Origin of the sequence: Aliisedimentitalea sp. MJ-SS2 (genome assembly GCF_032586155.1) — a bacterium.
Lineage (GTDB): Bacteria > Pseudomonadota > Alphaproteobacteria > Rhodobacterales > Rhodobacteraceae > JAWHTC01.
The window spans coordinates 458,478-484,393 of the sequence record NZ_JAWHTC010000004.1 but is presented as its reverse complement, the minus strand read 5'-3'; the positions used below and the strand labels follow the sequence as shown (position 1 = coordinate 484,393).

General features: G+C 61.3%; 28 protein-coding genes and 1 other RNA gene. 14 read left to right on the top strand and 15 right to left on the bottom strand.

Annotated elements, in window-relative coordinates; genetic code table 11:
- The first annotated feature begins 56 nt into the window (after positions 1–56).
- The 3 genes from RXV86_RS17575 (at position 57) to RXV86_RS17565 (ending at position 4,161) form a co-directional block, all read left to right on the top strand.
- A complete protein-coding gene (locus tag RXV86_RS17575) occupies positions 57–1,880 on the top strand; it encodes a BCCT family transporter (protein ID WP_316301561.1) in 1,824 nt (607 codons plus the stop codon).
- A gap of 326 nt (positions 1,881–2,206) precedes the next feature.
- The gene (locus tag RXV86_RS17570; RefSeq protein ID WP_316301560.1) at positions 2,207–2,815 is read left to right on the top strand and encodes a hypothetical protein; all 609 of its coding nucleotides are present in this window, start codon (positions 2,207–2,209) and stop codon (positions 2,813–2,815) included.
- 41 nt (positions 2,816–2,856) lie between these two features.
- A complete protein-coding gene (locus RXV86_RS17565) occupies positions 2,857–4,161 on the top strand; it encodes an NAD(P)/FAD-dependent oxidoreductase (protein WP_316301559.1) in 1,305 nt (434 codons plus the stop codon).
- Positions 4,162–4,244: 83 nt separating this feature from the next.
- Here RXV86_RS17565 and RXV86_RS17560 read toward each other — a convergent pair whose 3' ends face one another.
- From RXV86_RS17560 to RXV86_RS17525, 8 genes are all read right to left on the bottom strand, one after another.
- The gene (locus RXV86_RS17560) at positions 4,245–4,667 is read right to left on the bottom strand and encodes an HIT family protein (RefSeq protein ID WP_316301558.1); all 423 of its coding nucleotides are present in this window, start codon (positions 4,665–4,667) and stop codon (positions 4,245–4,247) included.
- Positions 4,668–4,725: 58 nt separating this feature from the next.
- Positions 4,726–5,187, bottom strand: a complete 462-nt coding sequence (locus RXV86_RS17555) for a GNAT family N-acetyltransferase (RefSeq protein WP_316301557.1) — start codon at positions 5,185–5,187, stop codon at positions 4,726–4,728.
- Between the two features lie 187 nt (positions 5,188–5,374).
- Positions 5,375–6,361: an acryloyl-CoA reductase gene (gene acuI / locus RXV86_RS17550; protein ID WP_316301556.1), complete on the bottom strand. Its 987-nt coding sequence runs from the start codon at positions 6,359–6,361 to the stop codon at positions 5,375–5,377.
- Between the two features lie 102 nt (positions 6,362–6,463).
- Entirely contained in the window at positions 6,464–7,576 is a 1,113-nt protein-coding gene (locus RXV86_RS17545) for a dimethylsulfoniopropionate demethylase (protein WP_316301555.1), read from the bottom strand.
- Complete coding sequence (locus RXV86_RS17540) at positions 7,573–8,088, bottom strand: DinB family protein (RefSeq protein ID WP_316301554.1); 516 nt, start codon at positions 8,086–8,088, stop codon at positions 7,573–7,575. The genes RXV86_RS17545 and RXV86_RS17540 overlap by 4 nt, the downstream gene beginning before the upstream one ends.
- A 5-nt stretch (positions 8,089–8,093) precedes the next feature.
- Positions 8,094–9,269 carry an acyl-CoA dehydrogenase family protein gene (locus RXV86_RS17535; protein WP_316301553.1) on the bottom strand — a complete coding sequence of 392 codons (1,176 nt, stop codon included), beginning with the start codon at positions 9,267–9,269 and terminating at the stop codon, positions 8,094–8,096.
- 123 nt (positions 9,270–9,392) lie between these two features.
- Positions 9,393–10,034, bottom strand: coding sequence for a DUF1326 domain-containing protein (locus RXV86_RS17530; RefSeq protein ID WP_316301593.1), 642 nt, complete (start codon positions 10,032–10,034; stop codon positions 9,393–9,395).
- A 75-nt stretch (positions 10,035–10,109) separates the two neighbouring features.
- The gene (locus RXV86_RS17525) at positions 10,110–10,850 is read right to left on the bottom strand and encodes a DUF2182 domain-containing protein (protein WP_316301592.1); all 741 of its coding nucleotides are present in this window, start codon (positions 10,848–10,850) and stop codon (positions 10,110–10,112) included.
- 115 nt (positions 10,851–10,965) lie between these two features.
- On the opposite strand from RXV86_RS17525, the gene RXV86_RS17520 reads away from it, so the two are divergent.
- On the top strand, positions 10,966–11,700 hold the full coding sequence (locus tag RXV86_RS17520) for an FCD domain-containing protein (RefSeq protein WP_316301552.1): 735 nt from the start codon (positions 10,966–10,968) through the stop codon (positions 11,698–11,700).
- A gap of 9 nt (positions 11,701–11,709) precedes the next feature.
- Here RXV86_RS17520 and RXV86_RS17515 read toward each other — a convergent pair whose 3' ends face one another.
- Positions 11,710–12,357 (bottom strand): LCCL domain-containing protein, encoded by a 648-nt coding sequence (locus RXV86_RS17515; protein WP_316301551.1) that lies wholly within the window; start codon positions 12,355–12,357, stop codon positions 11,710–11,712.
- Positions 12,358–12,443: 86 nt separating this feature from the next.
- On the opposite strand from RXV86_RS17515, the gene ssrA reads away from it, so the two are divergent.
- The 7 genes from ssrA (at position 12,444) to RXV86_RS17480 (ending at position 16,846) form a co-directional block, all read left to right on the top strand.
- Positions 12,444–12,793, top strand: a transfer-messenger RNA (tmRNA) gene (gene ssrA, locus RXV86_RS17510).
- Positions 12,794–12,868: 75 nt separating this feature from the next.
- Entirely contained in the window at positions 12,869–14,125 is a 1,257-nt protein-coding gene (chrA, locus tag RXV86_RS17505) for a chromate efflux transporter (protein ID WP_316301550.1), read from the top strand.
- 87 nt (positions 14,126–14,212) lie between these two features.
- A complete protein-coding gene (locus tag RXV86_RS17500; RefSeq protein ID WP_316301549.1) occupies positions 14,213–14,689 on the top strand; it encodes a ClpXP protease specificity-enhancing factor SspB in 477 nt (158 codons plus the stop codon).
- Positions 14,686–15,033 (top strand): RidA family protein, encoded by a 348-nt coding sequence (locus RXV86_RS17495; RefSeq protein WP_316301548.1) that lies wholly within the window; start codon positions 14,686–14,688, stop codon positions 15,031–15,033. The genes RXV86_RS17500 and RXV86_RS17495 overlap by 4 nt, the downstream gene beginning before the upstream one ends.
- Positions 15,034–15,058: 25 nt before the next feature.
- Positions 15,059–16,456: a class II fumarate hydratase gene (gene fumC / locus RXV86_RS17490; protein ID WP_316301547.1), complete on the top strand. Its 1,398-nt coding sequence runs from the start codon at positions 15,059–15,061 to the stop codon at positions 16,454–16,456.
- Positions 16,449–16,631, top strand: coding sequence for a DUF4169 family protein (locus RXV86_RS17485; RefSeq protein ID WP_316301546.1), 183 nt, complete (start codon positions 16,449–16,451; stop codon positions 16,629–16,631). The genes fumC and RXV86_RS17485 overlap by 8 nt, the downstream gene beginning before the upstream one ends.
- A complete protein-coding gene (locus RXV86_RS17480; RefSeq protein ID WP_316301545.1) occupies positions 16,628–16,846 on the top strand; it encodes a ribbon-helix-helix domain-containing protein in 219 nt (72 codons plus the stop codon). The genes RXV86_RS17485 and RXV86_RS17480 overlap by 4 nt, the downstream gene beginning before the upstream one ends.
- A 33-nt stretch (positions 16,847–16,879) precedes the next feature.
- Here RXV86_RS17480 and RXV86_RS17475 read toward each other — a convergent pair whose 3' ends face one another.
- Genes RXV86_RS17475 through RXV86_RS17465 form a run of 3 tightly spaced genes read right to left on the bottom strand, consistent with a single transcriptional unit; the run spans position 16,880 to position 17,933 of the window.
- Positions 16,880–17,272 (bottom strand): cell division protein ZapA, encoded by a 393-nt coding sequence (locus RXV86_RS17475; protein WP_316301544.1) that lies wholly within the window; start codon positions 17,270–17,272, stop codon positions 16,880–16,882.
- A complete protein-coding gene (locus tag RXV86_RS17470; RefSeq protein ID WP_316301543.1) occupies positions 17,272–17,754 on the bottom strand; it encodes a hypothetical protein in 483 nt (160 codons plus the stop codon). Before RXV86_RS17470 ends, RXV86_RS17475 begins: the two co-directional genes overlap by 1 nt.
- The gene (locus RXV86_RS17465) at positions 17,751–17,933 is read right to left on the bottom strand and encodes a hypothetical protein (RefSeq protein ID WP_316301542.1); all 183 of its coding nucleotides are present in this window, start codon (positions 17,931–17,933) and stop codon (positions 17,751–17,753) included. Before RXV86_RS17465 ends, RXV86_RS17470 begins: the two co-directional genes overlap by 4 nt.
- A 166-nt stretch (positions 17,934–18,099) precedes the next feature.
- Between RXV86_RS17465 and tkt the strand changes: the two genes are divergently transcribed.
- The 3 genes from tkt (at position 18,100) to RXV86_RS17450 (ending at position 22,069) form a co-directional block, all read left to right on the top strand.
- Positions 18,100–20,115: a transketolase gene (tkt, locus tag RXV86_RS17460; RefSeq protein ID WP_316301541.1), complete on the top strand. Its 2,016-nt coding sequence runs from the start codon at positions 18,100–18,102 to the stop codon at positions 20,113–20,115.
- Between the two features lie 179 nt (positions 20,116–20,294).
- Positions 20,295–20,993 (top strand): RraA family protein, encoded by a 699-nt coding sequence (locus RXV86_RS17455; RefSeq protein ID WP_316301540.1) that lies wholly within the window; start codon positions 20,295–20,297, stop codon positions 20,991–20,993.
- 185 nt (positions 20,994–21,178) lie between these two features.
- Complete coding sequence (locus RXV86_RS17450) at positions 21,179–22,069, top strand: DMT family transporter (protein ID WP_316301539.1); 891 nt, start codon at positions 21,179–21,181, stop codon at positions 22,067–22,069.
- A 111-nt stretch (positions 22,070–22,180) separates the two neighbouring features.
- Here RXV86_RS17450 and RXV86_RS17445 read toward each other — a convergent pair whose 3' ends face one another.
- The 3 genes from RXV86_RS17445 to RXV86_RS17435 all read right to left on the bottom strand — a co-directional run bounded on the left by RXV86_RS17445 (position 22,181) and on the right by RXV86_RS17435 (position 25,649).
- The gene (locus tag RXV86_RS17445; protein WP_316301538.1) at positions 22,181–22,909 is read right to left on the bottom strand and encodes a hypothetical protein; all 729 of its coding nucleotides are present in this window, start codon (positions 22,907–22,909) and stop codon (positions 22,181–22,183) included.
- 110 nt (positions 22,910–23,019) lie between these two features.
- Complete coding sequence (locus RXV86_RS17440) at positions 23,020–23,985, bottom strand: DUF808 domain-containing protein (protein WP_316301537.1); 966 nt, start codon at positions 23,983–23,985, stop codon at positions 23,020–23,022.
- Positions 23,986–24,092: 107 nt separating this feature from the next.
- A complete protein-coding gene (locus RXV86_RS17435) occupies positions 24,093–25,649 on the bottom strand; it encodes a trimethylamine methyltransferase family protein (RefSeq protein WP_316301536.1) in 1,557 nt (518 codons plus the stop codon).
- Between the last annotated feature and the right edge of the window lie 267 nt (positions 25,650–25,916).

The window sequence follows — 25,916 nt, the reverse complement described above, 5'->3', positions numbered from 1 at the left end:
CAACCGGGCCAGCGGGGAAGCGCACCGTTTGTCCCATGCTAACAAGGACAGGGATAATGCATATCAAACCACCTTTCACGGATCTCGATATCCGAAGACAGGTCTCCGGCTTTTACGAGGGCCACAGCCTCGCCATCGCACTGATCTCCAAGGGCATCATGGTCGCCCTGGTGATCTGGGCCCTGGTCTGGCCGGGCAACGCCAATACCACGCTGGGCAGCGTCAACAGCATGCTCTTGGGCCTGTTCAATCAGTTCTATATTTTTATCGTCGGCTTCTTCGCCTTCTTCCTTCTGGTCATAGCGATCCTGCCCCAGTCCGGTCGCAAGGTCATGGGTGTGCCGGGCCAGAAACCCGAGTTTTCTAACTTTTCCTGGTTTTCGATGATGTTTGGTGCTGGTCTTGGCGTCGGCCTGATGGTGTTTGCCACTGCCGAACCGCTGAGCCTGTGGGGATCAAACCCGGTCGTTGTTGCCGGTGAAGTGGCCGGAAGCTCGGAAGAGGCCATTCGCTCGGCCTATCGCTATACCTTCGCGCATTATGGCTTCCACGCCTGGGCGATCTATGTGGTGACCGGGTTGTCACTGGCGTATTACGCCTACACACGCGAAATGCCGCTGACCATCCGTTCCGCGCTGACGCCGCTGTTTGGCAGACATGTAAACGGCCCGCTGGGTCATGTCGTCGACGTTCTGGGTGTGGTTGCCACCATCCTCGGCGTGTCCGTTACCATCGGCTTTGGCGTCAGCCAGTTCATCGACGGTGTTTATGCAATCACCGGGGTCGAATGGATCATGGAAATGGGCGGCGAAGTACCGGTCCCCTCCAAGGCAGGTCTGATTGCCGGCCTTGTGGCTATCATGGCGATGTCGATCATTTCGGCGGTATCGGGTGTCGGGCGCGGGGTGAAATACCTGTCGAACCTCAACCTGGTTCTGTCGCTGGTCCTGCTGTTCACCTTTGTGTTCTTCGGGTCGTTCGTGTTTGCGATGACAACTTACGGGTCGGCATTTGTCGATTACATCATCAACTTCTTCTCGCTCAGCTTTGGCTCTTATGGCCCGCAATCGGCCGATGCCTTTGCCGCCGCCCTGCCCGAAGCCGCCAAACCTCTGGCAGGTGATCTGATGGCCGGTGCCACCGGACCCTGGGGCAGCTTTGACGGTTTCAAGGCGGGCCTGACAGGGGCCGCTGCCGAGTTGGACGAGGAAACGCTGGCGGCAGTTTATGCTGCGGGCAATGATGGCCGTCAGTTTGGCTGGCAATCCGCCTGGACCACATTCTACTGGGCCTGGTGGATCGCGTTCTCGCCCTTTGTCGGGTTGTTCCTGGCCCGTATCTCCAAGGGCCGGACCGTGCGCGAATTCATCATCGGTTGCGTTGTTGCACCGGCGCTTGTCTGCTTTGCCTGGATGACCATCCTTGGTGGCACGGCGATTGATCTGGAACTCAACGGTACTGCCGCAGGCGCAATCAGCGGCGCGTCCCAGACCAACCAGTTGTTTGCGACGCTGGGCCAGATGATCAGTGGTGGCTTGCTCTCGGGCCTGACCATCATGTGCGTTGTGCTCATCATGACCTTCCTCGTGACCTCGGCGGACAGCGGCATCCTGGTGATGAACACCATCATGTCGGGCGGTGACGAGAAGATCGGCAACAAGCACAAGATCGTCTGGGGCCTGATCCTGACCGCAGTGATTGGCTCGCTGATCCTGACGGCGGGCAAGGATACCAACCCGATGGACGCGCTCAAGGCGGCCATGATCATCGGCGCGCTGCCCTTTACCATGGTGATGGGCCTGATGTGCGCCGCACTGATCAAGGCTCTCTATCGCGACGGACTGCGCGAGAAGCATGGGGTCGCCGAGCCCGCTGAATAAGCCCGGTCGATACCGAAAACCAACGCGGCGCCGGGCACCTCCGGCGCCGTTTTCTTTTGCATGCTGCCATCTCCATCTGGCTCGGGCCGATCATCAACATCGAACCGGCGCGCTGACAGCGCAGCAGACAGACTGTCTGCGGTGTCTTAAATCAAAATTGTCAACGGCCTTTGCGCTCGAACCCGCCATCCAGCCCGAGACCAAACGACGCATCCTTGACATGTGTCAACTGCGCCCCTCGAGGCCTGCACACCATGGTCGCACCGGAAGGCTTGCTCACAAATCCGAAAACACGGCAGCCCGCTCCGGATGTTTGGGAGGACACCATGATCGACACTTTAATGCGCCAAGGACGAGTCTCCACGGCACTTGCTGCCCTGCTCACGGTTTCGGTAACACCTGATGCCCGGGCTGCGGACAATATCGCAACGGTTCTCGCCGGCCCCTGCACCGCCTGTCACGGCGTTGTCGGCAACAGCAACGGCATGTCGATGCCTTCGCTTGCCGGTATGGATTTCTACTATTTCTTCGACACGATGCGAGCCTACCAAAGCGGCAAACGCTCTGGCACGATCATGAACCGCATCGCCAAGGGATATTCCGAGGACCAGCTGGAAATCATGGGGGATTACTTCGAATCCATGTCGTTCCAGCCCGCCAAGCAGGAATTCGACGCGGACCTCGCGGCCCGTGGCAAGGAATTGCACCAGAACTACTGCCAGGAAAGCTGCCACAAGAATGGCGGCGAGGGCACCGAGGAATCCGGAATGCTGGCCGGCCAGTGGGTCACCTACCTGAGCAACGCCTTCTACGACATGCAGGAAGGCCGGAGCGAACAGTCTCCGAAAATGAACGCCAAGGTCAAAAGCCTCTTTGAAGAACAGGGCGAAGACGCCTTCGAGGCACTGTTGCATTATTATGCGAGCCAGCAATGACCGGCTCTCACGGAACGAACACGAAGGATGGGAGAACTTCGATGACCAGGAACAAGACCCTAAACCGCCGAGAGTTTGTCGTGTTGGGCACAGGGGCGGCCGTATCAACTGCGGTCACCGGAATGCCTTCAATCGCGCGCGCGGCCGGCAAGAGCGTTGTCATCATTGGTGGCGGCTGCGGCGGCACAACAGCGGCCCGCTATATCGCCACGCTTGATCCGACGATCGAGGTGACACTGATCGAACCCAAGAAAACCTACCACACCTGCTTCATGAGCAACGAGGTGATCGGCGGTGTCCGCAATATCAACCAGATCGCGTTCGGATACGAAGCCATTGCCAATCGCGGCATCAAGGTCGTGCATGATACAGTCACTGCCATCGATGCCGACAAGAAACTGGTGATGACATCGGAAGGCGCGTCCATCCCCTACGAGCGCTGCATCGTGTCGCCCGGAATCGACTTCAAATACGAGGCGATCCCCGGCTACAGCGCCGAAGCGGCCGAAATCGTCCCCCATGCCTGGAAGGCCGGGCCGCAGACCGCATTGTTGCGCAAACAGCTCGAGGAAATGCCCGATGGCGGCGTCGTCTCGATCATCGCTCCGCCCAATCCGTTCCGCTGTCCGCCCGGACCCTATGAACGGGCCAGCCTGATCGCTCAGTACCTGAAGACACACAAACCCAAGTCCAAGGTGCTGATCTTCGATCAGAAGGAAACCCACTCCAAGCGCAAGCTGTTCCAGCAGGCATGGGAACGGCTCTACGGCTTCAACACCGGCAATGCGATTATCGAATGGTTCCCGGTGACGCTGGGCGGTGGGATCGAAAACCTAGATGCGTCGACCATGACACTTGAAACCGATCTTGAATCGCTCGAGGGCGGCGTGATCAACGCCATTCCGCCTCAAATGGCCGGCAAGATTGCCCATGTCGCGGGGCTGGTGGATGGCGACTGGTGCCCGGTCGACAAGACGACGTTCGAGTCGAAAATCCACAAGGGAATCCACGTGGTCGGCGATGCCGCCAATGCCACCACCATGCCCAAGTCCGGGTATGCCGCCAACAGCCAGGCCAAGGTTGCCGCCTACGCGGTTGTGGAACTGATCAATGATCGCGACCCCGAAGAAGTGCCCTTCATGAATGTCTGCTACAGCCTCGCTGGCAGCGACTATGGCTTCACCGTGGCGGCCATTTACCAGCACAACAAGGAAAAGGACGTCCTGCAAGGCATTGAAGGGTCCGGCGGGCTGACCCCGATGGATGCGTCACCGCTCTACCTCAAGCGCGAGGCAGATTACGCCCATAGCTGGTACAACAACATGACGAACGAGATGTTCGGCTGATCGCTCCCTAAACGGAGCACGAAAAGGAAAAGCCGGGGCCTTGCACAATCAAGGCCCCGGCTTCTTTTCTTGGAAGTCCGCGCTCACACCTCTGCAAGCACCGCCCGGATCTTGTCGGCATTGGCCTTCAGAACCCCGAAATCTTCCATGCTCCCCGGCGGGCGCAGCTTGACCCCCTCGCGCCGGGGCAGCACGTGGAAATGCAGGTGGAACACCTCCTGCCCGCCTGCTGCCTCGCTGAACTGTTGCAAGGTTACGCCTTCGGCATCAAAGGCCTTCATCACCGCGCGGGCCATTTTCTGCACCGTCGCCATGCAGGCGTTCATCTGCGCCGGGCTCGCATCGAGTATGTTGCGACAGGGTGTTTTCGGGATCACCAGGCAATGGCCATCGGCGCGCGGCATGATATCCATGAATACGAACGTGTTGTCATCTTCGTACAGCTTCTCGCAGGGCACCTCGCCTCGCATGATCTTAGCGAAGATGTTGTCATTGTCATAGCTCATGGCCCGCGTCCTTTCAGATTCGTCTCGTTGGTCGAAATCATACCGCCCACACGCGCCCTTAGCGAGGCCCCACCGGCAGCCAGAACCGCACACCGTCCAAGGCGACCTGCTGAAATCCCAGCCCAAGATAGAACCCCTGTGCCCTTATGTTGTCCGGCTCGGTCCCGACCACCACAAACTCGCAGGCCTCGCGCTCGGCCCATTCTTTCACCCTGCCCACCAGATCGGCACCAACGCCCTGCCCGCGCCGTGCGGCATCAACAAACAGATGGTGCAGCTCGATTCCGCGCCGCCCGAACTGCATCTGCACCCGGCGCTGGCAGGCGGCATAACCCACCGGCGTGCCCGCTACATCGGCAATCCACACCGTCAACCAAGGATCATTGCCCAAACAGTCGCGTCGCAACTCGGCATCACCCGCGCCCGGTTCGTCGCCGTGATGGCGCGCCAGGGCGCCCACCATCTCGCCCAGCGCGCCAATATCATCCGGCACCAGTCGTCGAATTGAAATCTCGCCCATTTCCCATCTCCTTTCGCAAGCCGCGAGAGGTGTGGAAATGAAAAAGACCGCCCGCGGCGGTCTTCATCTCATGCACAAATGCTCATCCGCCCACTGTTATGAAACAGGGACAAAAAACCAAGCGATATGTGCGTGTGTGATCATGGGCGGCACCATGGCAATGCCGCCCAGATCTGTCAACCGCCGATCAGGCGTTCACATCCACCACGACGCGGCCCTGCACCTGGCCCTTAAGGATGTCGCGGCCCAGCCCCGGCAGATCGGCCAGCGTCGCAGGCCGCACCATCGCTTCCAGCTTGTCCATCGGCAGGTCGCTGGCGATCCGCTCCCAGGCGCGCAGCCGGTTGTCATAGGGCTGCATCACTGAATCGATGCCCAGCAGGTTCACACCGCGCAGCAGGAACGGAATGACCGTCGCCGGCAGGCCCGCGCCCCCGGCAAGACCCACGGCAGCCACCGACGCGCCATACTTCATCTGGCCCAGCACCCGGGCCAGCATGTCGCCACCCACGGCGTCGACGCAGCCGCCCCAGGTCTCGGCCTCAAGCGGCCGCTTGGTGGTCTCGTTGATCTCCTCGCGTGCCACGATCTGGGTCGCGCCAAGACCGCGCAGGTACTCTTCCGTTTCGGGCCGCCCGGTCACACCGGCCACCTCATGACCCAGGTTGGCCAGGATCGCCGTCGCCACCGATCCAACTCCCCCGGCAGCACCAGTCACCAGCACGGGGCCATCCTTGATGCCGTGATCCTCCAGCGCCATCACCGACAGCATCGCCGTGAACCCGGCGGTACCCACCGCCATCGCCTGACGCGTGTCCAGCCCCTTGGGCAGCGGCACCAGCCAATCGGCCTTGACCCGCGCCTTCTGGGCATAGCCACCCCAATGGGCCTCGCCCACGCGCCAGCCGGTCAGCACAACCTTATCTCCCGGCTTGTAACGCGCATCTTCGCTGGCCTCGACGGTTCCGGCAAAATCAATCCCCGGCACATGCGGATAGTTGCGCACCAGCCCGCCGCCCGGCCCGATGCACAGCCCGTCCTTGTAATTCACCGTGGAATACTCCACCGCCACGGTCACCTCACCTGCGGGCAGGTCATCCAGAGCAATCTCTTCGACCGCAGCCGATGTCTTGCCACTTTCCTCGTCCTTGCGGACCACCAACGCGTTGAACATGTCATCCATCCTTTCCACTGAGGGGACCCCCCTCTCTTCCTTTTGCCAAAAATATCCCGGGGGCGTGGGGGCTGGCCCCCACTCCTGCCCTCTCATCAGGCCTTACAGCCAAAACCCTTCTTTCACGATCGCGTCGCGCCGCGTTCCGTCCGGCAGTTCCACCGCCAATTCCGTTCCTGCGTTCCAATGCGTCATCCGCACCATGCCGATCGCCACGTTGGTGCTGAAATCCGGCGACCACGTGGCCGAGCTGACCCGCCCCACCACCTGCTCGCCCGCACGCAGCTGCCACAGCCGGTCACAGCCCGGCAACGCCGGTCCGTCGATCTCGATCGCCCGGATCTGGCGGATCGGCCCTTCCTGCGCCACACGCAACAGCGCATCCCGCCCAACGCAGCCAATCGCTGTATGCGTATTACAGAACCGACCCAGCCCGCATTCATGCGGCGTGTTCTCGTCCGTCATGTCATTGCCATAGCTCAGCAAGCCGCCCTCGATCCGCTCGATCAGGTTGGGACACCCCGCATGCACGTCCAGCTCCTTGCCCGCCTCCATCAACGCGTTCCACAGGGGCATGCCGATCTCGGTGCCTTCGACGTAAATCTCAAAGCCCCCCTGTTTCGAATAACCCGAGCGCGCAATCACCAGTTCATGCCCAAGGAAGTCGAACAGATCAAAGCGGAAGAAGCGAATGTCACGCACCCGGTCGCCAAAGACCTTCGCCATCAGATCATCCGCCTTCGGCCCCTGCACCGCCAAGGGCGAGACATCTGGCTCATCCACCAACACGTCCAGCCGATAGCCATAGGCCACACCCTTGACCCATTGCAGCAGGTCACTGTCGGCAATCGAAATCCACCAGCGGTCCTCGGCGATCTTCACCGCCACCGGGTCGTTCAACATGCCGCCGGTTTCATCGACGATGGGCACGTAATAACACTGCCCTGGCAACATGCCCCGCAAGTCCCGCGGGGTCAGCATCTGCACCAGCCGCGCCGCGTCCGGTCCGCGGATTTCCACCTGCCGCTCACAGGCCACATCCCAAACCTGCACCGCTTCTTTCAGATGCCGATAGTCTTCCTCGACGCTGCGAAACACCGTTGGCAGCAGCATGTGATTGTAAACCGTATAGGCCTTGACCCCGGCGGCCTCGACCCCGTCCGAGAACGGCGTCCGCCGCAGCCTCCGCGATGGACTGATGAGTGCTCCCGTCATTGCCAGTCTCCCTCTTCCGGCATCAAAAACAGATCGCTGACCCAATCCTTGGCCCCGGTGGCAGTGGCCATGGAGTGCAACTGTCCCCGGTGATGGGTCTGGTGATTGAACATATGGGTCACGCACATGGCCAGCGGCCGCGACACCTCGAACCCCGCCGCCCCCGAGAACCACGTCAGGTCCCCGGCCAGGTCCGCCGTGCTCACCCCCTCGGCCCAGCGCAGGATTCGCGCATCCATCCGATCACGCGCCTCGGCCCAGTCACGAAAGGTCAGGATCATTCCGGCACTGTCAGGGATACCGCCCTCGGGCCCATCGCCGCCATCAAACCGGCTCATCCAGATCCAATCGCCCCACAGAAGATGGCTAAGAGTCCCCTGGATCGACCCGAAAAACGCCCCCCGGTCCGCCTGCAACGCCTCTTCCGACAGAACGGCAAAGGAGGTTTCCATCTGCCGGTTCTGCCAGTCGTTGTAACGGGCCATGGTTTTAACGTAATCCGAGTCGATCATTTTCTTCAGCTTTCTCCAAAACCTTTGGGGATCGGCAGATCGGGCAGGGTTTCTGCGCGTTTCTGCAACGACCGCCCAATCACCACGCGGCTGATTTCGGTCGTGCCATCGACGATCCGCAGCATCTGGCTCAGACGCGACAACCGATCCAGACCGTAAGGTTTCAACAATCCCATCCCGCCCAGAACCTGGGTGCAGGTATTGGCCGCCTTCACCGCCGCATCCGGCACGAAGCGCTTGGCATGGGCCGCCATCAACGGCCCTTCATCGGTGCCCAGCGCATTGGCCGCAGCCCGATAAAGCAGCCGCGAGGCCTCCAAGTCGGTCGCCACATCGCCCAACATCCACTGGATCCCGTCGAGATCAAGGTTCACGCCTTTGAACATCTTGCGGTTCTTCGAATAGGCCAGCGCCGTATCCAACGCTGCCTCCATCAGCCCACAACAGCCCGAGGCAATCGAGACCCGCGCAATATCAATCGCCATCAGCGAGCCTTGCAGCCCTTGGCCCACCGGCAGGATGATGTTGTCTTCACTGACGACGACATCCTTCATGTACATCTCGGAAAGCGGCAGAAACTCGTATGACGGCGTCTCGTAACGTGGCCCGAAACTCAGCCCCTCAGCATCCGCCGGAATGGCAATCATCGCCATGTCCTTGTGGCCCGGCTTGTCACTGGTCTTGACCACGGTGAAATAGATGTCGGCCTCACCGGCCAGCGACACCCAGGCCTTGGCTCCATTGATCGTCCAGGTGCCATCGTCGTTGATCACGGCACGCGAATACATGTTGCCCGCGTCCGACCCCGATTGCGGCTCGGTCAACGCGAAATTGGCCAGTTTACGCCCAGAGGTCAGATCACGCGCCCATTTTTTCTTGAACGCCTCGGTGCCAAACCCGCAGCCCGCGAAGGTACAGATATTGTGCATCGACAGGGCAAAGGCATAGGCCCCATCACCCTTGCCCAGTTCCTCGTAAACCCGAATGCCATCGCCCAGCGGCTGGCCCTGCCCGCCCCACTCCTCGGGGGCATACAAACCGGTCAGGCCCAACGCAGCAGCCTTGTCGGACGCATCACGCGGCCAGATGCCGGCCTCGTTCCAAGCATCCACATTCGGTTTGATCACGTCATCGGTATGCTTGCGCGCAGCATCAAGAAGCGTTTCGATTTTGACGGCCATTGCCGGTCTCCTGTTATTCTAGAATTTGCCATACGGAGCAGGCAGCTCCCATTCGCCTACCTGCTCCAGTGTCTTTGTGTTCGCGCGCAATTCTTTTCGGGGTTTTGCCCCGTGGGCAGCCCTTTACCGGGGACCGTGCCAATCGATCTGACAGATCTCGGCACTGCGGCCATCAAAATCCCAGACCCGGCCAAAGGCTCTCAGCTTGCCTTTGGAGGCGGTGGCCACGGTAATGTCCGGCCCCATCCAGTATTCAGTGTTGGATATGACAATATCTTCGTCCTTGTCCTTCCCACCGACCGGGAACACGACACCCTCGATCTTGCGACCGACAACGATACGGCGCTCCTTGCCATCGTTGATATAGGACACCGGCTGGCGCTCGGCGCCAAGAAACTCACCAACCAACACCTTGAACAGGCCGGTTGTGCCCTTGGCCTTGCCGCTGAAAATATCAACCAGTCCGTTGAAGGCGGTCTCGCTGGCGCGCTCGTCGATAAAGACCGCAGCTTTCCAGTTGCCCCGCGCCATCATGCCCGGAATCTCGATCATCAAGCCAAGGTTCAATCCGGACAGGTCCTCATCGCCGTAATGACCTTCGTCAATCCGAACGGCGCCCCAGGTCTGGCAATGGCCCTCGGTCGGCGGGTGTTTCCCAAGCGATACGACGCAGGGACAGAACACTGTGCAGTTACAGTTCAGGATCAGCTCGCCCTTGATCGCCCACGGCACGGTGCCATGACCCGAACGCGGGTTATCCGGCATCCTGTTGTCGATTTTGACGGGTGTATCGATTTTGTCCCCAGCCATGAATTCCTCCGTTCGCTTTCTTCAGTTCTGTTACATCATCGCCCAAGCCATAAACGCGATCCCGGTTCCGATCAGCGCCACGCCCAGCGGTTTCGTCAGATAGCGCCCGATATCGGGCAATTTTTCCAAGGCCATCATCAAGGTCGCCAACCCCATGAAGGCCACGTTCGTCACGCCGCCGACAAAGGCCAGCAGCATCAGCGCCCAGCAACATCCCAGGCACACCAGACCCAGCCGCACCCCGTTGCGCCAAGGCCCCTCATCCCAATACTGCATGAAAAACGTCAGCGGCATCCGGCATTTGCTCAGGCAGGCCTTTTTCAGCGTGCTGAATTGATAAGCCCCGGCCCCGATCAGAAGCCCGCCCGACAGCCAGAGCGAGCGCGAGTCACCAAAAGCGCTCAGCAGGTCGAGCCGGAACAGAACCATCTGCACCGCCGCCGCCAATAGCGAAAACCCGATCCAGATGACCAGGTAACCGCTCACCAAATGCGAAAACCGCGCGCCCGGGGCCTGCTTCGCCAGGTCATCATAAGTCGCAAAAGCCGGCAGGGCCGTGGGCGCCATCATCGCCGCCGACATCAGGATCCACATCAACACAACCCGGGCAAACCCTGCGGCATCGGGTGTTACAGTGCACAGCTCGGCCCAGAACTCTGCCCCGTAAAGCTTTGATGCCGCGCGTAAATCCGCTGGCAGCGCCATGGCATAGAGCACCACCCAACACAGAAGGATCAGTGCAAACAGCGCCAGCCAGTGCGGCCCCCGCATCGTGTTGATCCTCTGCACCAATGCCGACAATTCGGACACTCCTCTTGGCGACTCATCTGTCTCGTGCTTAATGTCAGACAATTGCCGTTATGGCGCAAGAAGAAATGTCAGACATTTGAAAATTGATCCCAACAGCCCCGCCGACCTCTCGGCCCAGATTGCCAAGGCGATCCGCGATGCCATCGTCTCGGGCGAATTGATCGTTGACGCGCGCCTGCCGTCGGAGGCCGAGCTGGCCGAACAGTTCGACGTCTCACGCCCCACCGTGCGCGAAGCGCTGAAACGGTTGGCTGCGCAATCGCTGATCCGCACCCAGCGCGGCGCGTCAGGTGGGGCCTTCGTCAATCGCCTGTCGTTCCAGGACGCCTATCCGCAGCAGATCACGACCTCGACCCTGCTGCTCAGCATGAATGCCGTCAGCTTCGAGACCGCTTGCGAGGCCCGCTATGCGCTGGAACGCGCCTGCGCGCCGTTGTCGGCCCGGCGTCGCACCCCTGATCACCTCGCCACCATGCGCGCCGAGATCCACCGCCAAGGCCAACCCGGCCTCAGCGACGAAAGCTTCTGCGACAGCGACGTCGCCTTTCACCGCGCGCTGGTCGATGGGGCTGGCAATCCGGTTCTGTCCTACCAACTGGCCGGCGCGGTCGAGGCTATGCAGCCGCTAATGAACATGATCACCTTCACCGCCCGCTCGCGGGCCGAGATCATCGCGTTGCACACCCGTATCGCCGACGCGCTAGATGCCCGCGACGCCGCAGTCTGCGACGCCACTCTCCAGGCTTTGGCGGCCTACACGCAGGAACTCGCCGAAACCGTCTTTCGCGAACGCGAAGCCGGTAAAACCTGACCGCGCAGGTCAGTCCCGGTTCCAGTCAAACACATAGCTCTGACCGTATTCGCCCCAATCGGCGGTGGTCACACCATTATGCTCGCTGCCCGCATAGGCACCTAGCCCGTCCAGCGCCAGAACGGTCACCGTACCCCCTTCAACGCCGATCAAACCGGCATGTTGTGCCGCGGTGCAAATATCGCTGTCCGTGGTATAAGGGCTTGACCCCCAAACCGATCCGCTGCGCTTTTCGTTCGGCACACAGGAGCAGCTCAATGGCGACAGGGACGGATCAAATTTCACGCATTTCGGCACCGCCGCAAAAGTCGCCTTGATTACGACACTGTGCTGGTAACTGCCCCAATCACTGGTGGTGACCCCGTTCTGACTCGATCCTTGATAGGCGTCCTTGCCGGCCACCCTCGCCACCGTGATCTGGCCACCCTTCGGGGTGATGACACCGGCATGACGCGCCGCACGACACAGGTCACTGTCAGCCGTGTAAGGCCCGCTGCCCCAGACCGACCCGGACGTTTCACCCGGCGCACATTCGCAGGCATAGCTTGATTCATTGACCGGATAGCGGCCGCATTGTTCTAGGTTGGTCTGTGCAAAAACCGGCATACCACCAAATATGAACATGCCCCCAAGGGCCACTTTCACAATCGTATTCATCTTAATCCTCCATAAAAATATCGGGCAGGATCGCCTCCGCCCAATTCACGATAATCCGCGGGGCCGTTGTTTCGCAAATACTTCCCGGGGTTGAGATATCCCGCCGTGCACCCTATATCGAAGATGTCCTTCGGGACTATGGACATAAACGCGCTCGTAATAAGCGGATCGGACCCGGGGGCGGTACCCGGCGGCTCCACCAAATATCCTTCGTTTGGGGATCATGGGGCCGAAATAGGATCGACGAACGTCTAAAGGGGTTAGCTTTGTCCCGGTGAGATACCACCGTTATCGGTTCAACTAAGCTAGTTGCAAACGACAACAAAGCTCCGATGGCTCTGGCTGCGTAAGCAGTTCGATCTATCGAAAACTTAAGCCCTCTCGCTTAGCAGCGTTTGGCGGGGTTCGCAGGCACCTGGCAACAGAAGCCTGCACTTCCTTTACCGGCTTTCTGCTTTCCGCAATCCCGTCAACGCCCTAAAAAAGCGTCACGCCGCGACGGAGAAAACCGATGACCACCCCCAGCCTTGCCGCCCTGACCCGGGTCTTTGGCCGCATCGGGATTCTGTCCTTCGGCGGCCCCGCCGCGCAGATTGCCCTGATGCACCGCGAGCTGGTCGAACTGCGTGACTGGATGAGCGAAAAGAGCTTCCTCGGCGCGCTCAGTTTCTGCATGCTCCTGCCCGGCCCCGAGGCGATGCAGCTCGCCACCTATGCCGGCTGGCGGTTGCGCGGCACACTTGGAGGCCTGATCGCGGGCCTTCTTTTTGTTATTCCCGGTGCGTTGATCATCGCAGTGCTTGCCATGCTCTACCTCCAGTTCGGCACGCTGCCCGCGGTACAGTCGGCCTTCCTTGGCATCAAGGCGACCGTCATCATCATCGTCATCGGGGCCTTGCGTAAAGTCGCAGCCAAGGCTCTGACCGGCGCGCTTGGCTGGACGCTGGCCATCCTCGCCTTTGTCGCGATCTACGCCCTGCAACTGCCCTTCCCGCTGATCATCGCGCTGGCCGCCTTGACCGGAGCGCTGCTCAACACCACGCCGCAAACCCATCCCAGGCCGACAGAACCGGTCCGCCACGCCCATACGCTCCGCACAATCGCGATCTGGCTCACTCTCTGGTCCGCCCCGATCCTTCTCTGCATGGCGTTCAACGCCCGGTTCCTTACCGACATCGCGCTCTATTTTTCACAGCTCGCGGTGCTCACCTTCGGCGGCGCCTACGCGGTGCTGGCCTGGATGACGCAATCGCTTGTCGTCGATCACGGCTGGATCACCACCGGCCAGATGATAGACGCGCTCGGGTTGGCCGAAACCACCCCCGGCCCGCTGATCCTTGTGACCGAGTTCACCGCCATTCTTGCCGGGCACGGCCAGGGCGGCATCGGGCTGGCCTTGACCGCCGGCGCATTAACGCTCTGGGTCACCTTCGTGCCTTGCTTCCTGTGGATCTTCGCCGGGGCCCCTTACGTCGAACACCTGCTGTCGCGCCCCCGCCTGCAAGGGGCACTGACCGCCATCACCGCTGCGGTGGTCGGGGTGATTGCCAACCTGTCGCTGTGGTTTGCTCTGCACGCGCTCTTTGCCCAAACCCTCAACACCCCCGCGGGCCCAATGCCGGTGTTCGCCAGCCTCAACCTCACCGCCGCCCTGCTCACCGTACTGGCCGCGCTCCTTCTCATGATCCTGCGCTGGCCGATGATTCCGGTACTGGCAGCGATGGCACTGGCAGGGCTTGGTGCCGGCCACCTCAGCTCATTCCTCTAAGCCCGCGCCTGCCCCCTTTCGCTTTCCGGCAAATTTCGTATGGTGAGAATCGAGACCCACGCAGACGACCGATCAGGAAAGACCCACATGACGCGCAGCATAGATTATGGCAGCCTCATGCACCGCGCTATGCGCAGCCTTATTCAGGAGGTTCTGCAAGATGTTGCGGAAAACGGGTTGCCCGGCGCGCATCACTTCTTCATCACCTTCGACACCAACCACCCCGAGGCCCAGCTGGCCCCGTGGCTACGTGAACGCTACCCGGAAGAAATGACCGTGGTCATGCAGCACTGGTTCGACGCGCTCGAGGTCAGCGATGACGGCTTCTCGGTCACCTTGAATTTCGGCGAAAGCCCGGAACCGCTGCACATCCCATACGATGCGATCCAGACCTTCGTCGATCCCTCGGTCGAATTCGGCCTGCGCTTCGAAAGCCATGAAGAAGACGAAGATGACAACGGCGACGACGACGACCCGACCCCGGATGACGGCGACGATCACGTCGACACCGACGACAGCCATCAGGATGCCGAAGTGGTCAGCCTCGACAGTTTCCGCAAATGATCACCCGCCTGCCCAGCCGCTATCCCGGCCGCAGCCCCGCCGTCATCCATGACGGCCGGGTTTACGCCGTGGCCACTGACACCAGTGAAAGCGCCACGATCGAAGACCAGACCCGCAACACGCTGGCGACCATCGAAGAGCTGCTGATCCAGGCGGGCAGCGGAAAATCCGGCCTGATTCAGGCCACGGTCTACCTGCGTGACATGTCCGACAAGCCGGCCATGGACGCGGTCTGGTGCGACTGGGTCGGACCACCTGAAAACTGGCCTCAACGCGCCTGCGTAGGTGCCGATCTGGCCGGCAAGGACATGATCGAAGTGGTGGTGATTGCCGCCGTTCTTTGAGCCCACCACCACGCAGAGGACCGACATGACCACAACCCGAACCGAAACCGACAGCTTCGGCCCGATCGAAGTGCCCGCAAACCGCTACTGGGGTGCCCAGACCCAACGCTCGCTGAGCAATTTCCCCATCGGCTGGGAGCGACAGCCGGTCGCCATCGTCCGTGCGCTTGGCGTGATCAAACAGGCCTGCGCCTCGGTCAACGCCGATCTGGGCCGCCTGCCCGCGGACCTGGCCGGCGCGATTTCTTCCGCCGCGCAGGAGGTCGCCAGCGGCATGCTCGACGATCACTTCCCTTTGGTGGTGTGGCAGACCGGGTCCGGCACCCAGTCCAACATGAACGCCAACGAGGTGATCGCCAACCGCGCCATCGAGATTCTCGGCGGTGCCATTGGCAGCAAATCCCCTGTCCATCCCAACGATCACGTCAATATGGGGCAAAGCTCGAACGATACCTTCCCCACCGCGATGCATGTCGCCATCGCCACCAGCGCACGGGATGTGACCCTGCCGGGCCTGCGCAAACTGCACCGGGCGCTGTCGGTCAAATCCACCACCTGGGATCACATCATCAAGATTGGCCGGACCCACACCCAGGACGCGACGCCGCTGACCCTCGGGCAGGAGTTTTCAGGCTACGCCCACCAGCTTGCCAGGGGGGTTGAGCGGCTCGAAACCGCGCTTGCCGACATTTACGAACTGGCCCAGGGCGGCACCGCCGTCGGCACCGGTCTCAATACGACCAAAGGTTGGGACGTTGCCGTAGCCAAAGAAATCGCCGCCATCACCGGCCTGCCTTTTGTCACCGCCCCCAACAAGTTCGAAGCATTGGCCGCCCATGACGCCCTGGTGCAACTGTCCGGCAGCCTCAAGACCGTCGCCGCATCCCTCAACAAGATCGCCAATGACATTCGCTTTCTCGGCTCGGGGCCGCGATCGGGGTTGGGCGAGCTGATCCTACCTGCCAACGAACCGGGCTCGTCGATCATGCCCGGCAAGGTCAACCCGACCCAATGCGAGGCCCTGACACAGGTCTGTGCCCAGGTCATGGGCAATGACGCCGCCGTGGGTTTTGCCGGGGCGCAGGGGCATTTCGAGCTGAACGTGTTCAAACCGATGATGGCCTACAACGTTTTGCAATCCATGCAGCTACTGGGTGACGCCGCCTCGGCCTTCACCGACAACCTGATCGACGGGCTGGAACCCAATGAACCCCGCATCGCGATGCTGATGGAACAAAGCCTGATGCTGGTCACGGCGCTGGCCCCTGAGATTGGCTATGATGCTGCCACCCGTCTGGCCAAGACCGCGCATGCCAATGGCACCACCCTGCGGCAAGAGGCGCTGGCGCTCGGGCTGGTGGATGAAGAAACCTTCGACCGCATTGTGCGGCCAGAAGAAATGGTGGGACCTGCCGATGGCTGAGATCGTCAATTTCAACAAGGCTCGCAAGGCCCGGGCAAAGGTGAAAAAACGCGCACAAGCCGATGAAAATGCGGTTAAATTTGGTCGTTCAAAGGCACGGAAGTCGCTCGACCAGGCGCGCGCCGATAAGGCGACCCGCGAGCTTGACGGCAAGAAGCGCGACCCCGAGACATGAGCCGCCCGGTCAAGCATTCCCTCACCCTGCGCGGCCACCGCACAAGCGTTTCGCTGGAAGAGGAATTCTGGCAGGCCTTCCGCGACATCGCTGCCGAGCGCGGTCAGCCATTGAACGCCCTCGCCGCCGAAATCGACGAAGCCCGCGGGTTTGACAGCGGCCTCGCCTCGGCAATCCGCCTGTTCGTTCTGCGATACTACAGGGATCGTCCGTAGCGTGGGTTTCCAACCCACCGTCCGGCGATGACCTTATCCCGCTTTTTCTTCCACTTCCGCTGCCAGCGCCTCGGCGCGCGCAGCCAGTTCCGCCAGGCTGTCGGTCACGCTGTCGGGTACCACGGCCACCTGGACCTGCTCCGGCTCCGGCGGCGGCGCATTCCGCAGCTTTTCCAGCTCGCTCAGCGCATCGTCCAGCTTGGCCTTCAGGTCGCGCAGCTTGTCATCCTGACCGGCGGTCTTGTCGGCCAGCATCAGCCCCGCCATCAACAACATCCGCGCCTCCGGCAGCCGCCCGATCTGGCTCGACAGGGTCGTCGCTTCCTTGTCCAGCATCGCCGCTGCCGTTTGCAGGTAGTGTTCTTCACCGGCCTGGCAGGCCACTTCAAAGGCGCGACCGCCGATATTGATTTCAACTTCGGGCATTACGCGTCCTCCCCGGCCTTGAGCAAGTCATCCAGCGCGCTCAGAACAGCCTCGCTTTCGGCCACATCCGCCGCCCGTGCAGCACGTAGCGCCTCGAGCTCGGCAAGCATTGCCTTGTTGATCAGATGCGGCTCACCCACACCCTGTTCATTGGCTTCTCGCAAGGCTGCGTTGGCGCTGCGCAACTGATCGTTGGCGCTGCGCAACCGCTGCAACGTGTCATCCAACTGGCTCAGGGTCTCGGCCTGGGTGTCGACCTGTGCCTTCAGGTCTGCCATCCGGGCCTCTTCCTTTTCATGAAGCGCCTTGATCCGCTCTTCCAGCTGCGCCGAGGCCAGCTTTTCGTCCTCCAATTCGGCCTTGACCTTTTCAAGCTCCTCCGGGTCCGCGGCTTCGACCGATCCACCCAGGGCATCTACCCCCTTGGCGATCCGGTCCAGCGCGCTGGTGATCCGGCTTTCCAGTTCTTCAACCTGGCTCATACCCCGTCCTTTTTTCTCTGCGCCTCGTTCAACTTGCCCGTAGTTCCGGGCACGCTCTGGCCGCCATACCCGGTGCGTCTGCGTCCACGCCCGGCCTCGATCTGCTCTATCAGAGCTATTTCCCGCGTCACGCGAATCAAGCCCGGCTTGCCAGATTGCATCAAGTTTAAAGCCTTCATCCTTGATTCCAAACCAACAATCCTGCCACGGCCTCGGTTCCGCCGCCGCATCACATCAATCGGCCTCCCGTAATCCCTCCGTATCAGCGCGATTTAGCGCATTTACCGCTAACAAGCAGGCTGCTAACAGGGCCTCAACACGCTACCTAACAGGGATCACACCATCATGGACATCGCCGCCCTTCGCGCCGCCAACCCCGATCACTGGATGCGCGCCGCCGCCATCCGCGCTTTGACGCTCGATGCCGTTGCCGCTGCCAATTCCGGCCACTCCGGCATGCCGATGGGCATGGCCGATGTCGCCACGGTACTTTACTCGAAACACCTGAAATTCGACGCCGCCAACCCCGATTGGCCCGACCGTGACCGGTTCATCCTGTCAGCGGGCCACGGCTCGATGCTGCTCTATTCGCTGCTCTATCTTACCGGCACCCCGGAAATGACCCTGGATCAGATCAAGAATTTCCGCCAGTGGGGCGCCATCACCGCCGGTCACCCCGAATACGGGCACGCCCCGGGCATCGAAGCCACCGGCGGCCCGTTGGGCCAAGGCATCGCCATGTCCGTCGGCTTTGCCATGGCCGAAGAAATTCAGCGCGCCCGTTACGGCAAGAAAATCGTTGATCACCACACCTATGTCATTGCCGGGGATGGCTGCCTGATGGAGGGCGTCAGCCAGGAGGCGATTACCCTTGCCGGTCGCCATCGCCTGGGCAAGCTCATCGTCTTCTGGGACAACAACAACATCACCATCGACGGCCCGGTCGACCTTTCCGACAGCACCGATCAGGTCACCCGGTTCAAATCCGCCGGCTGGCATGTGCAGGAAATCGACGGCCATAACCCGGATGAAATCGACGCCGCCATCACGGCCGCCAAGAAAACCAACAAACCCTCGATGATCGCTTGCAAAACCCATATCGCACTCGGTCACGCCGCGCAGGACACCTCCAAAGGCCATGGTGCTCTGACCGATCAGGGCCAATTGCAGGACGCCAAGTCCACCTACGGCTGGACCACAGGCCCGTTCGAGGTGCCCGACGAAATCAAATCCTGGTGGGAAGAGGTTGGTGCCCGCGGCGCCGAAGATCGCGCTGCTTGGGAGGCCCGCCTCGCCGACGTCTCGGAACGCCGCCAGGCCGAGTTCGCCCGCATCTACGCCCGCGACGTGCCGAAATCGCTTGCTGGCCGCGTCCGCGCTTTGAAACGCCAGATCTCGGAAGAGGCCCCCACTGTCGCCACCCGGAAATCATCGGAAATGGCTTTGGAAGTCATCAACCCGGTGCTGCCCGAAACAATCGGCGGCTCGGCTGACCTGACAGGGTCGAACAACACCAAGACCGGCGATCTCGGTGTGTTTGACACCGACAACCGCAAAGGCCGCTATGTCTATTACGGCATCCGCGAACACGCCATGGCGGCAGCGATGAACGGTATGGCGCTGCATGGCGGCGTGCGCCCCTATGGCGGCACCTTCTTTGTCTTCACCGACTACGCCCGCCCGTCGATGCGGATGGCTGCGCTGATGGGCATCCCGTCGGTCTTTGTCATGACCCATGACAGCATCGGCGTCGGCGAAGACGGCCCCACCCACCAGCCGATCGAACATCTTGCGATCTGCCGTGCCACCCCCAACTCGCTCACGTTCCGCCCCTGTGACACGGTGGAAACTGCCGAGGCCTGGGAACTGGCTTTGACATCGAAGGACACGCCCTCGGTTCTGGCCCTCACCCGCCAGGGTCTGCCGACGCTCCGGACCGAGCACAAGCAGAAAAACCTTGTGTCCCAAGGCGCCTACGTCCTGGCCGAGGCCGAAGGCAAGCGCCAGGCGATCCTCATGGCCACCGGTTCGGAAGTCTCGGTCGCCATGGCCGCGCGCGAGTTGTTGCAGGCCGAAGGTATCGGCACCCGCGTTGTCTCGATGCCCTGCTGGGAGCTTTTCGAGCAGCAAGACGAGGCCTACCGCCGCAAGGTCCTCCCCGCCGGCCCCGTCCGGGTTGGCATCGAGGCCGGTGCGCGCCTCGGCTGGGACCGCTGGCTGGCCGGTGAACGTGGCCGCGCGGTGAAATCCGGCTTTGTCGGCATGGACGGCTTCGGCGCTTCGGCCCCGGCCGGCACTTTGTTCGAGAAGTTCGGCATCACGGCAGAGGCTGTGGCCGAGAAGGTCAAATCACTGATGTGATCCTTGGCAATAACGACATTGCCCGATTGGCCTCTACCGCGCCAGCTGGGCAATGTCGGCTTTGAGCCCGAAGCGGGCCTTGACACTTAAGCCCGCCTTCATAGCGCATCGCGTTACATTGCGAACAACATGGAATTATTGCACCCTACCCAAATCACCTTTTGGATTAGGATGCGAAAATGATCGAAGCTCCGCCGACCCTAACTATCAAGACCTCGATGCGGCGTCCGTCGGATGCTCAAATAGCGGCATTTCAGGGCGTGCCTACAGGTTTCGTTGTTGATGCACTGTTCGGCGGTGGCGCTTTGTCGTCCAAAATCCAGCCAATTGGCGGCGGTCGTGATTTGCGAAGCGTTGCTGCTGGACCAGCGTTGACCGCCGACTGCGGCCCCGCGGATGTTCTTGCAACATTTGCGGCACTCAAATTCATTCAGGGGGGCGAAGTGGTCGTCTCGGCATTTGCCGCGCATTCCGGTTGCGCAGCGGCTGGAGACAGACTTATTGGCATGATGAAAAACAACGGCGCCGCGGGTTTTGTAACCGACGGTCCCGTTCGCGACTATGACGGTATTGTGCCCGTTGGCTTGCCTGTTTGGTGCTCAGGTCTGACGCCCGCATCCCCGAATATGACCGGACCTGGATCAATAGGATTTCCAGTGCAGATTGGTGGACAGGAGGTCGAAACAGGGGACATGATCGTCGCGGACCAAGATGGCGTCGTCGTTGTTTCCTACGAACGGTTGGACGAAGCAATCCAAAACCTGGAACGCATCAAAGAAATGGAACAGACGCTAGACGCTGAAGTTGCTGGCGGGCTAAAAGTTCCCGTGTGGGTGGAGGAGTTCTTGGCAAGCGACAAGACGGTCCTCAAGGGGTAATCAAGCGTCACCCCCAACGCGCGAAAGAACAGCAAAGCCAAATTCCGCTCTGTCCGCAAAAACGGCGTTTGTGCCAGCCAGCCTCACACCGCAGCCCACGCCACCCCCTTGCCTCTCTCCAACCCACCGCCTACTGCTGCCTCACGGCCCTTCGCCGTATGGTTTCAAGCACTGGCCGCGCCCCCATGACCACGCAATCCCCCTCCCAGATCACCGGCTTTGCCGCCGCGTGGAGCATCGTCTTCGTCTGGTCGGGCTGGCTGGTGGTCAGCCGCCTGGCCGCTGACAGCAGCCTGACGATCTATGACCTCGCCGCCATGCGCTATGGTCTGGCCGCGCTGATCGGCGTGCCGCTCAGCCTCTACTACAAACCCTGGCGCGACCTCACCCTGACCCGGATCGCGGTGATCTCCTTCATCCTCGGCCCGGTCTATATCCTCAGCGTCTTTTCCGCCTTCCATTATGCCCCGGCGGCCCATGGCGGCATTTTCATGAACGGGATCCTGCCGCTGATCAGCATCCTCTTCGGCATCTTCCTGTTCCGTACCCGCCCCGGCCCGCGTCAGGTTCTGGGCGCGGCGCTGATCCTGGTCTCCACCGTGGTTCTTGCCTCGGACAGCTTCGCTGCCGGCCATGCACACGCCTGGATCGGCGATTTGCTGTTCATCGTCGGGGCCCTGTTCTTTTCGACCTATGTCATCCTGTCCGAGCGCTGGTCGCTTGGTGCGATGCAGGTGATCTTCTGCGGCACCGTGGTCAACGCCCTGCTCTACCTGCCGGTCTGGGCGCTGTGGCTGCCCTCGGGCCTGGCCGATGCATCATGGCAGCCCCTGCTGCTTCAGGGCATCTACCAGGGCTTCATCCCCAACCTGGTCGGCTTGATCTTCATCGCCCATGCCTCGCGCAATATCGGCAATGCCAATACCTCGATCATCCTTGCCGCCGTGCCGGGCACCGGAGGCCTGCTGGGCGTAGTGATCCTAGGCGAAACCCTCAGCCCGCTCAGCATGCTCGCCATCGCGCTTTTGACAATCGGGTTGCTCATCAGTGTGCGCAGGAAGAAGAAAGACGGATAGGCGCCTGCCGCATATCCCCTTGTGCGTCACGTCCCCAAAATAACGCTTAGCAAACCGGCCCGACACACCGCGTGGCCATCGGGATTAACACCGCGCCCATCCGCGCCGAGCTCAGCCGTATCCTAGGACTTTCTCGATCCCCCTGAACTCCTTGTCATATTCGGCTTGCGCCTCTGGCTCCAATAACGAGTAAGGATTGGTCAATCTAAAAGCACCCGTGGAGTGCTTTGGAAGATCCGCCTTATACGCAGGCGAGGCGTTCTTCAGAGCCTGCACAAACCGCCGGCTGTGCCCGACCCTCAGAAATTCGGCCACACCTTGAAAAAAATCGTCCGACGTCGTGGTAAAGAGCTCCTCGCACGTGACCCGCATCACCCGCTCATCATCGAACAATGGCACCAGACTGGCCTGACGCTCGTATATGCCCAGAAACTGCCGTATCGCGATGATTTGCTGTTCTGCTGCATTCCGGGCCCCCTGTAGCGCGGGGGTCAGGGGAACATCACCAATCCTGGACAGCAATTCCGATTGCGCCCAGCGTTCAGTGCCCCGCAGGTGGTACTTCACTGCACTCAGGATAAAGCTGGCAGGGTGGCGGGTGAAAACCAGAAATCGGACATCGGGCATGTCCAGAAGCCCGTTGTCGTTCAAATCGTCAAAACCGAAATTGCGACACCGAACGTTTATGGCCCGGTTCGCTTGATCAAAGGACGGAACCGACCCCGCCTGTTCCGGGACCACGTCCGGGACAAAGTCCACGCTGCTGCCACGATACTGACGGTGCGCGTTTGCGACATACTTGTTTCCACACTTGTGAAAGAGGCAATAGAGGTTGAGCATCTTAGATCCGTAGGCCCCGAGCGAGCGAACACCATTCCCAGCGTGTTCCCATGTCAACAGGTTTCACTAGTTTTCGTCCTTCCGGGAATAACAGGGCAAACCGACATAGCTTACGCTTTGCTCCCGAACACCGCCGTCCAAACCGGCCCCACAACCCGCGTACCGATGGGGATCAGCACCACTCCAACGGCCAGCCCAAATACCGCATCCATCCCTGCCGTGCTCAGCCATTCGACCGCCCCAGCCAACCCCTCGGACACACCATGCGCCGCCGCTTCGGCCCAGTGATGCACCAATTCATAGGGCGCATGCACGCCGATCTCGTGCAGCCCGTGCAGGATGATCGAACCGCCAACCCACAACATCGCCGCCGTGCCGATCACCATCAGCGTTGCCAGGAACCCCGGCATCCCAGCCACGATCCCGCGCCCCAGCGCCCGGGTCATGCCCAGCCGCCCCTTGTTCGCCATCAGCAGGCCCAGATCATCCATCTTCACGATCACCGCAACGCTGCCATAGACCGCCACGGTCACACCCACGCCCACCATCGCCAACGTCGCCGCCTCGAACCAGAACGAGCTTTGCGGAATCGCCGCCAGCGCAATGGTCATGATCTCGGCCGACAGGATGAAATCGGTCTTGATTGCACCGGCGATCTTTTCTTCCTCCAGATGCGACGGGTCGCCGACGGAATGCTCCGCCGCATCGTAAACATGCTCATGCGGGAACAGCTTGTGCCAGATCTTCTCGGCCCCTTCGAAACACAAATACGCCCCCCCCAACATCAGCAAAGGTGCAATCATCCACGGAGCAAAGGCGGACAGCAACAGCGCAATCGGAAGCAATATCAGCATCTTGTTGCGAATGGAGCCCAGAGCGATCCGCCCGACGATGGGCAACTCCCGGCGCGCCTCGAATCCCTGGACATAGGCCGGCGTCACCGCCGCGTCATCGATCAGCGCGCCGGCGGTCTTGGCCCCCGCCTTGGCCGCCTGACCGGCGATATCATCCACGCTCGCCGCTGCCACCTTGGCAATCGCCGCCACATCATCGAGCAGTGCCAGTAACCCGCTCATGCCTCACCTCGTCCTTAGCGCAACACCGTAGGGTGCGCATTCACTGCGCACCGTCCCACGGTCAATCTTGCCCTCAACGCCAGCGGATTACAAACCCCGACGCAGGGTCAGATCACGTCCATCGACCCGCTGGCCGCCTCAAGCACCACCTTCTCCCCGGCCTGCACCAGATCGGCAATCTCGCGGTTCTGATCTTCGGACAGATACCCTTCCTCCGGCGCGGCATCAATCAACGCCAGGGCTCGTTCGCGCGCCACATCAAACGCCGTGCGACGGTCCGATTTTTCGTAATCGTCCCGCCCCTGGCGCAGGAACACGGTGGGCACGTGCTGTTCGCGGCACAAATCCAGCGTCTGCGCACTTTCAAGGAAATGCCCGCCAACGCGCACCCCCATCACCTCGTCGAAATTCATCGCATCTGCGCTCACCTCGGGCGGGGTCAGCGCCTTGCGGATCACCGAGCCGATCTCGTCATCCAAAACCGCCTGCACCGGTGAAAACACGGTCGCCGTCTCCAACTGGCCCACGCCCCCCAGGATATCCGCACCCGCCAATGCCACCTGCTGCCCCAGCATCGCCCGCTCGGCCATCGACTGGCGATCCCCGTCCGGCGTGTCCGAGCCCGACCCGTAAGTATGCGCCAGCAGGCCAAACCCTTCCTTCATCAGCTGGATCGCCATCGCCGCCATCTGGATGCTTTCGGGGCAGGACTGCATCGCGCTGCCCGTCGCCATATCGAGCGTGAACATCAGTGGCGTTGCAATCACCGGCACGCCCGGTGCCAGCACATGCGCCAATACCACCATCGCCACAATCTCGGCCGCCGCCATCAGCACCATGCCGCTTGCCGTCAACGGCGCCGAGCCCCCGGCGGAAGGCAGAGAACAGGCATGCAGCGGAATGCCGAACTTGCCCGCTTGGATGATGCACTCGGTGTCCATGTACTTGAACTCAAGCGGTGTGAACGAACAGGTGATGCAACTTGCCACCGGGTTGGCCTTCAATTCGGCCTCACCCCCTGCCGCGACGGCAGCCATCCGCATCAGATACTCCACCGCCTCCTTGCCATAAGGTTGGATCCAGTTGTGCTTGGTCGTGCGGTTTACCATCTCGCCAAAGGCATGCAGATCGGCACAGACCTCGGGCACCCCGTGCACAAACGGATGCGCCACAAAGCCAACCTGGTTCAGCCCCTCGGCCACCGCCCCCATCTCGCGCACAGCCTTCATGTCGGTATTGCGATACTTGGTGTCCCGCGGATCGACATAGCCATGCGCCCCGGTTCCGGTCCGCATGATGAACTGCCCGTCGCTCCGAGGCAGGGCAATCTCGCGCCCTGCAGCCTTGCCGCACAATCGCGCCTCTTTCGGCGTTTCGCGCAACGCTTCCTCGACCAGCCCACGCGGCAACTTCAGCCGATCCGCCGCGCTCCCCACGGTCGCGCCCGCCTTGATTAAAGCGGCGTGCGCCTTCGGGTGAATCACCACCACGCCATAGTCTTCCAACAGCTCCAGCGCCCGGGCGCGAAACTCGGCGATCTGTCCGTCGTTCAACTGATGCGCCCTGACCCGCCCCGTCGCCCGGCCCAGATTGAAAGCGTCGGCCACCACCGGCCCCTCGCGCTTCACCCCGCGCCCACGTCTTTTCGGTTTTTGCTCTTCCATGACATCCTCCTTCGACATTCGAGAATGGCACACACCGTTTCGGCTCACTGCGGGCCCACTTGAGCGCCTGAACGCTAGTCCCCCACCCCGGCAACCGTCAAGCCCAACCCAACACTTCCTTTTGCCGAAAATATCCCGGGGGTGCGGGGGCTGGCCCCCGCTGCTGCCCTCTCCGCCACCACAACCGGCGTAACTGTTAGCGCAACCCCCTCCAAGTTACCGCTATCAATGCCAAATCCCCCCTACCAGCGCGGGACAATCCCCTCT

What these genes read in the sequence shown, in the direction of transcription:
- chrA (WP_316301550.1), top strand. Translation starts at nt 12,869, where the DNA reads ATGACCACCCCCAGCCTTGCCGCCCTGACCCGGGTCTTTGGCCGCATC.
- tkt (WP_316301541.1), top strand. Translation starts at nt 18,100, where the DNA reads ATGGACATCGCCGCCCTTCGCGCCGCCAACCCCGATCACTGGATGCGC.
- RXV86_RS17515 (WP_316301551.1), bottom strand. Translation starts at nt 12,357, where the DNA reads ATGAATACGATTGTGAAAGTGGCCCTTGGGGGCATGTTCATATTTGGT.
- RXV86_RS17555 (WP_316301557.1), bottom strand. Translation starts at nt 5,187, where the DNA reads ATGGGCGAGATTTCAATTCGACGACTGGTGCCGGATGATATTGGCGCG.
- RXV86_RS17485 (WP_316301546.1), top strand. Translation starts at nt 16,449, where the DNA reads ATGGCTGAGATCGTCAATTTCAACAAGGCTCGCAAGGCCCGGGCAAAG.
- RXV86_RS17530 (WP_316301593.1), bottom strand. Translation starts at nt 10,034, where the DNA reads ATGCCGGATAACCCGCGTTCGGGTCATGGCACCGTGCCGTGGGCGATC.
- RXV86_RS17565 (WP_316301559.1), top strand. Translation starts at nt 2,857, where the DNA reads ATGACCAGGAACAAGACCCTAAACCGCCGAGAGTTTGTCGTGTTGGGC.
- RXV86_RS17475 (WP_316301544.1), bottom strand. Translation starts at nt 17,272, where the DNA reads ATGCCCGAAGTTGAAATCAATATCGGCGGTCGCGCCTTTGAAGTGGCC.
- RXV86_RS17450 (WP_316301539.1), top strand. Translation starts at nt 21,179, where the DNA reads ATGACCACGCAATCCCCCTCCCAGATCACCGGCTTTGCCGCCGCGTGG.
- RXV86_RS17495 (WP_316301548.1), top strand. Translation starts at nt 14,686, where the DNA reads ATGATCACCCGCCTGCCCAGCCGCTATCCCGGCCGCAGCCCCGCCGTC.
- RXV86_RS17575 (WP_316301561.1), top strand. Translation starts at nt 57, where the DNA reads ATGCATATCAAACCACCTTTCACGGATCTCGATATCCGAAGACAGGTC.
- RXV86_RS17545 (WP_316301555.1), bottom strand. Translation starts at nt 7,576, where the DNA reads ATGACGGGAGCACTCATCAGTCCATCGCGGAGGCTGCGGCGGACGCCG.
- RXV86_RS17435 (WP_316301536.1), bottom strand. Translation starts at nt 25,649, where the DNA reads ATGGAAGAGCAAAAACCGAAAAGACGTGGGCGCGGGGTGAAGCGCGAG.
- RXV86_RS17570 (WP_316301560.1), top strand. Translation starts at nt 2,207, where the DNA reads ATGATCGACACTTTAATGCGCCAAGGACGAGTCTCCACGGCACTTGCT.
- RXV86_RS17440 (WP_316301537.1), bottom strand. Translation starts at nt 23,985, where the DNA reads ATGAGCGGGTTACTGGCACTGCTCGATGATGTGGCGGCGATTGCCAAG.
- RXV86_RS17540 (WP_316301554.1), bottom strand. Translation starts at nt 8,088, where the DNA reads ATGATCGACTCGGATTACGTTAAAACCATGGCCCGTTACAACGACTGG.
- RXV86_RS17470 (WP_316301543.1), bottom strand. Translation starts at nt 17,754, where the DNA reads ATGAGCCAGGTTGAAGAACTGGAAAGCCGGATCACCAGCGCGCTGGAC.
- RXV86_RS17500 (WP_316301549.1), top strand. Translation starts at nt 14,213, where the DNA reads ATGACGCGCAGCATAGATTATGGCAGCCTCATGCACCGCGCTATGCGC.
- acuI (WP_316301556.1), bottom strand. Translation starts at nt 6,361, where the DNA reads ATGTTCAACGCGTTGGTGGTCCGCAAGGACGAGGAAAGTGGCAAGACA.
- RXV86_RS17480 (WP_316301545.1), top strand. Translation starts at nt 16,628, where the DNA reads ATGAGCCGCCCGGTCAAGCATTCCCTCACCCTGCGCGGCCACCGCACA.
- RXV86_RS17535 (WP_316301553.1), bottom strand. Translation starts at nt 9,269, where the DNA reads ATGGCCGTCAAAATCGAAACGCTTCTTGATGCTGCGCGCAAGCATACC.
- RXV86_RS17445 (WP_316301538.1), bottom strand. Translation starts at nt 22,909, where the DNA reads ATGCTCAACCTCTATTGCCTCTTTCACAAGTGTGGAAACAAGTATGTC.
- RXV86_RS17560 (WP_316301558.1), bottom strand. Translation starts at nt 4,667, where the DNA reads ATGAGCTATGACAATGACAACATCTTCGCTAAGATCATGCGAGGCGAG.
- RXV86_RS17525 (WP_316301592.1), bottom strand. Translation starts at nt 10,850, where the DNA reads ATGCGGGGGCCGCACTGGCTGGCGCTGTTTGCACTGATCCTTCTGTGT.
- RXV86_RS17465 (WP_316301542.1), bottom strand. Translation starts at nt 17,933, where the DNA reads ATGAAGGCTTTAAACTTGATGCAATCTGGCAAGCCGGGCTTGATTCGC.
- RXV86_RS17455 (WP_316301540.1), top strand. Translation starts at nt 20,295, where the DNA reads ATGATCGAAGCTCCGCCGACCCTAACTATCAAGACCTCGATGCGGCGT.
- fumC (WP_316301547.1), top strand. Translation starts at nt 15,059, where the DNA reads ATGACCACAACCCGAACCGAAACCGACAGCTTCGGCCCGATCGAAGTG.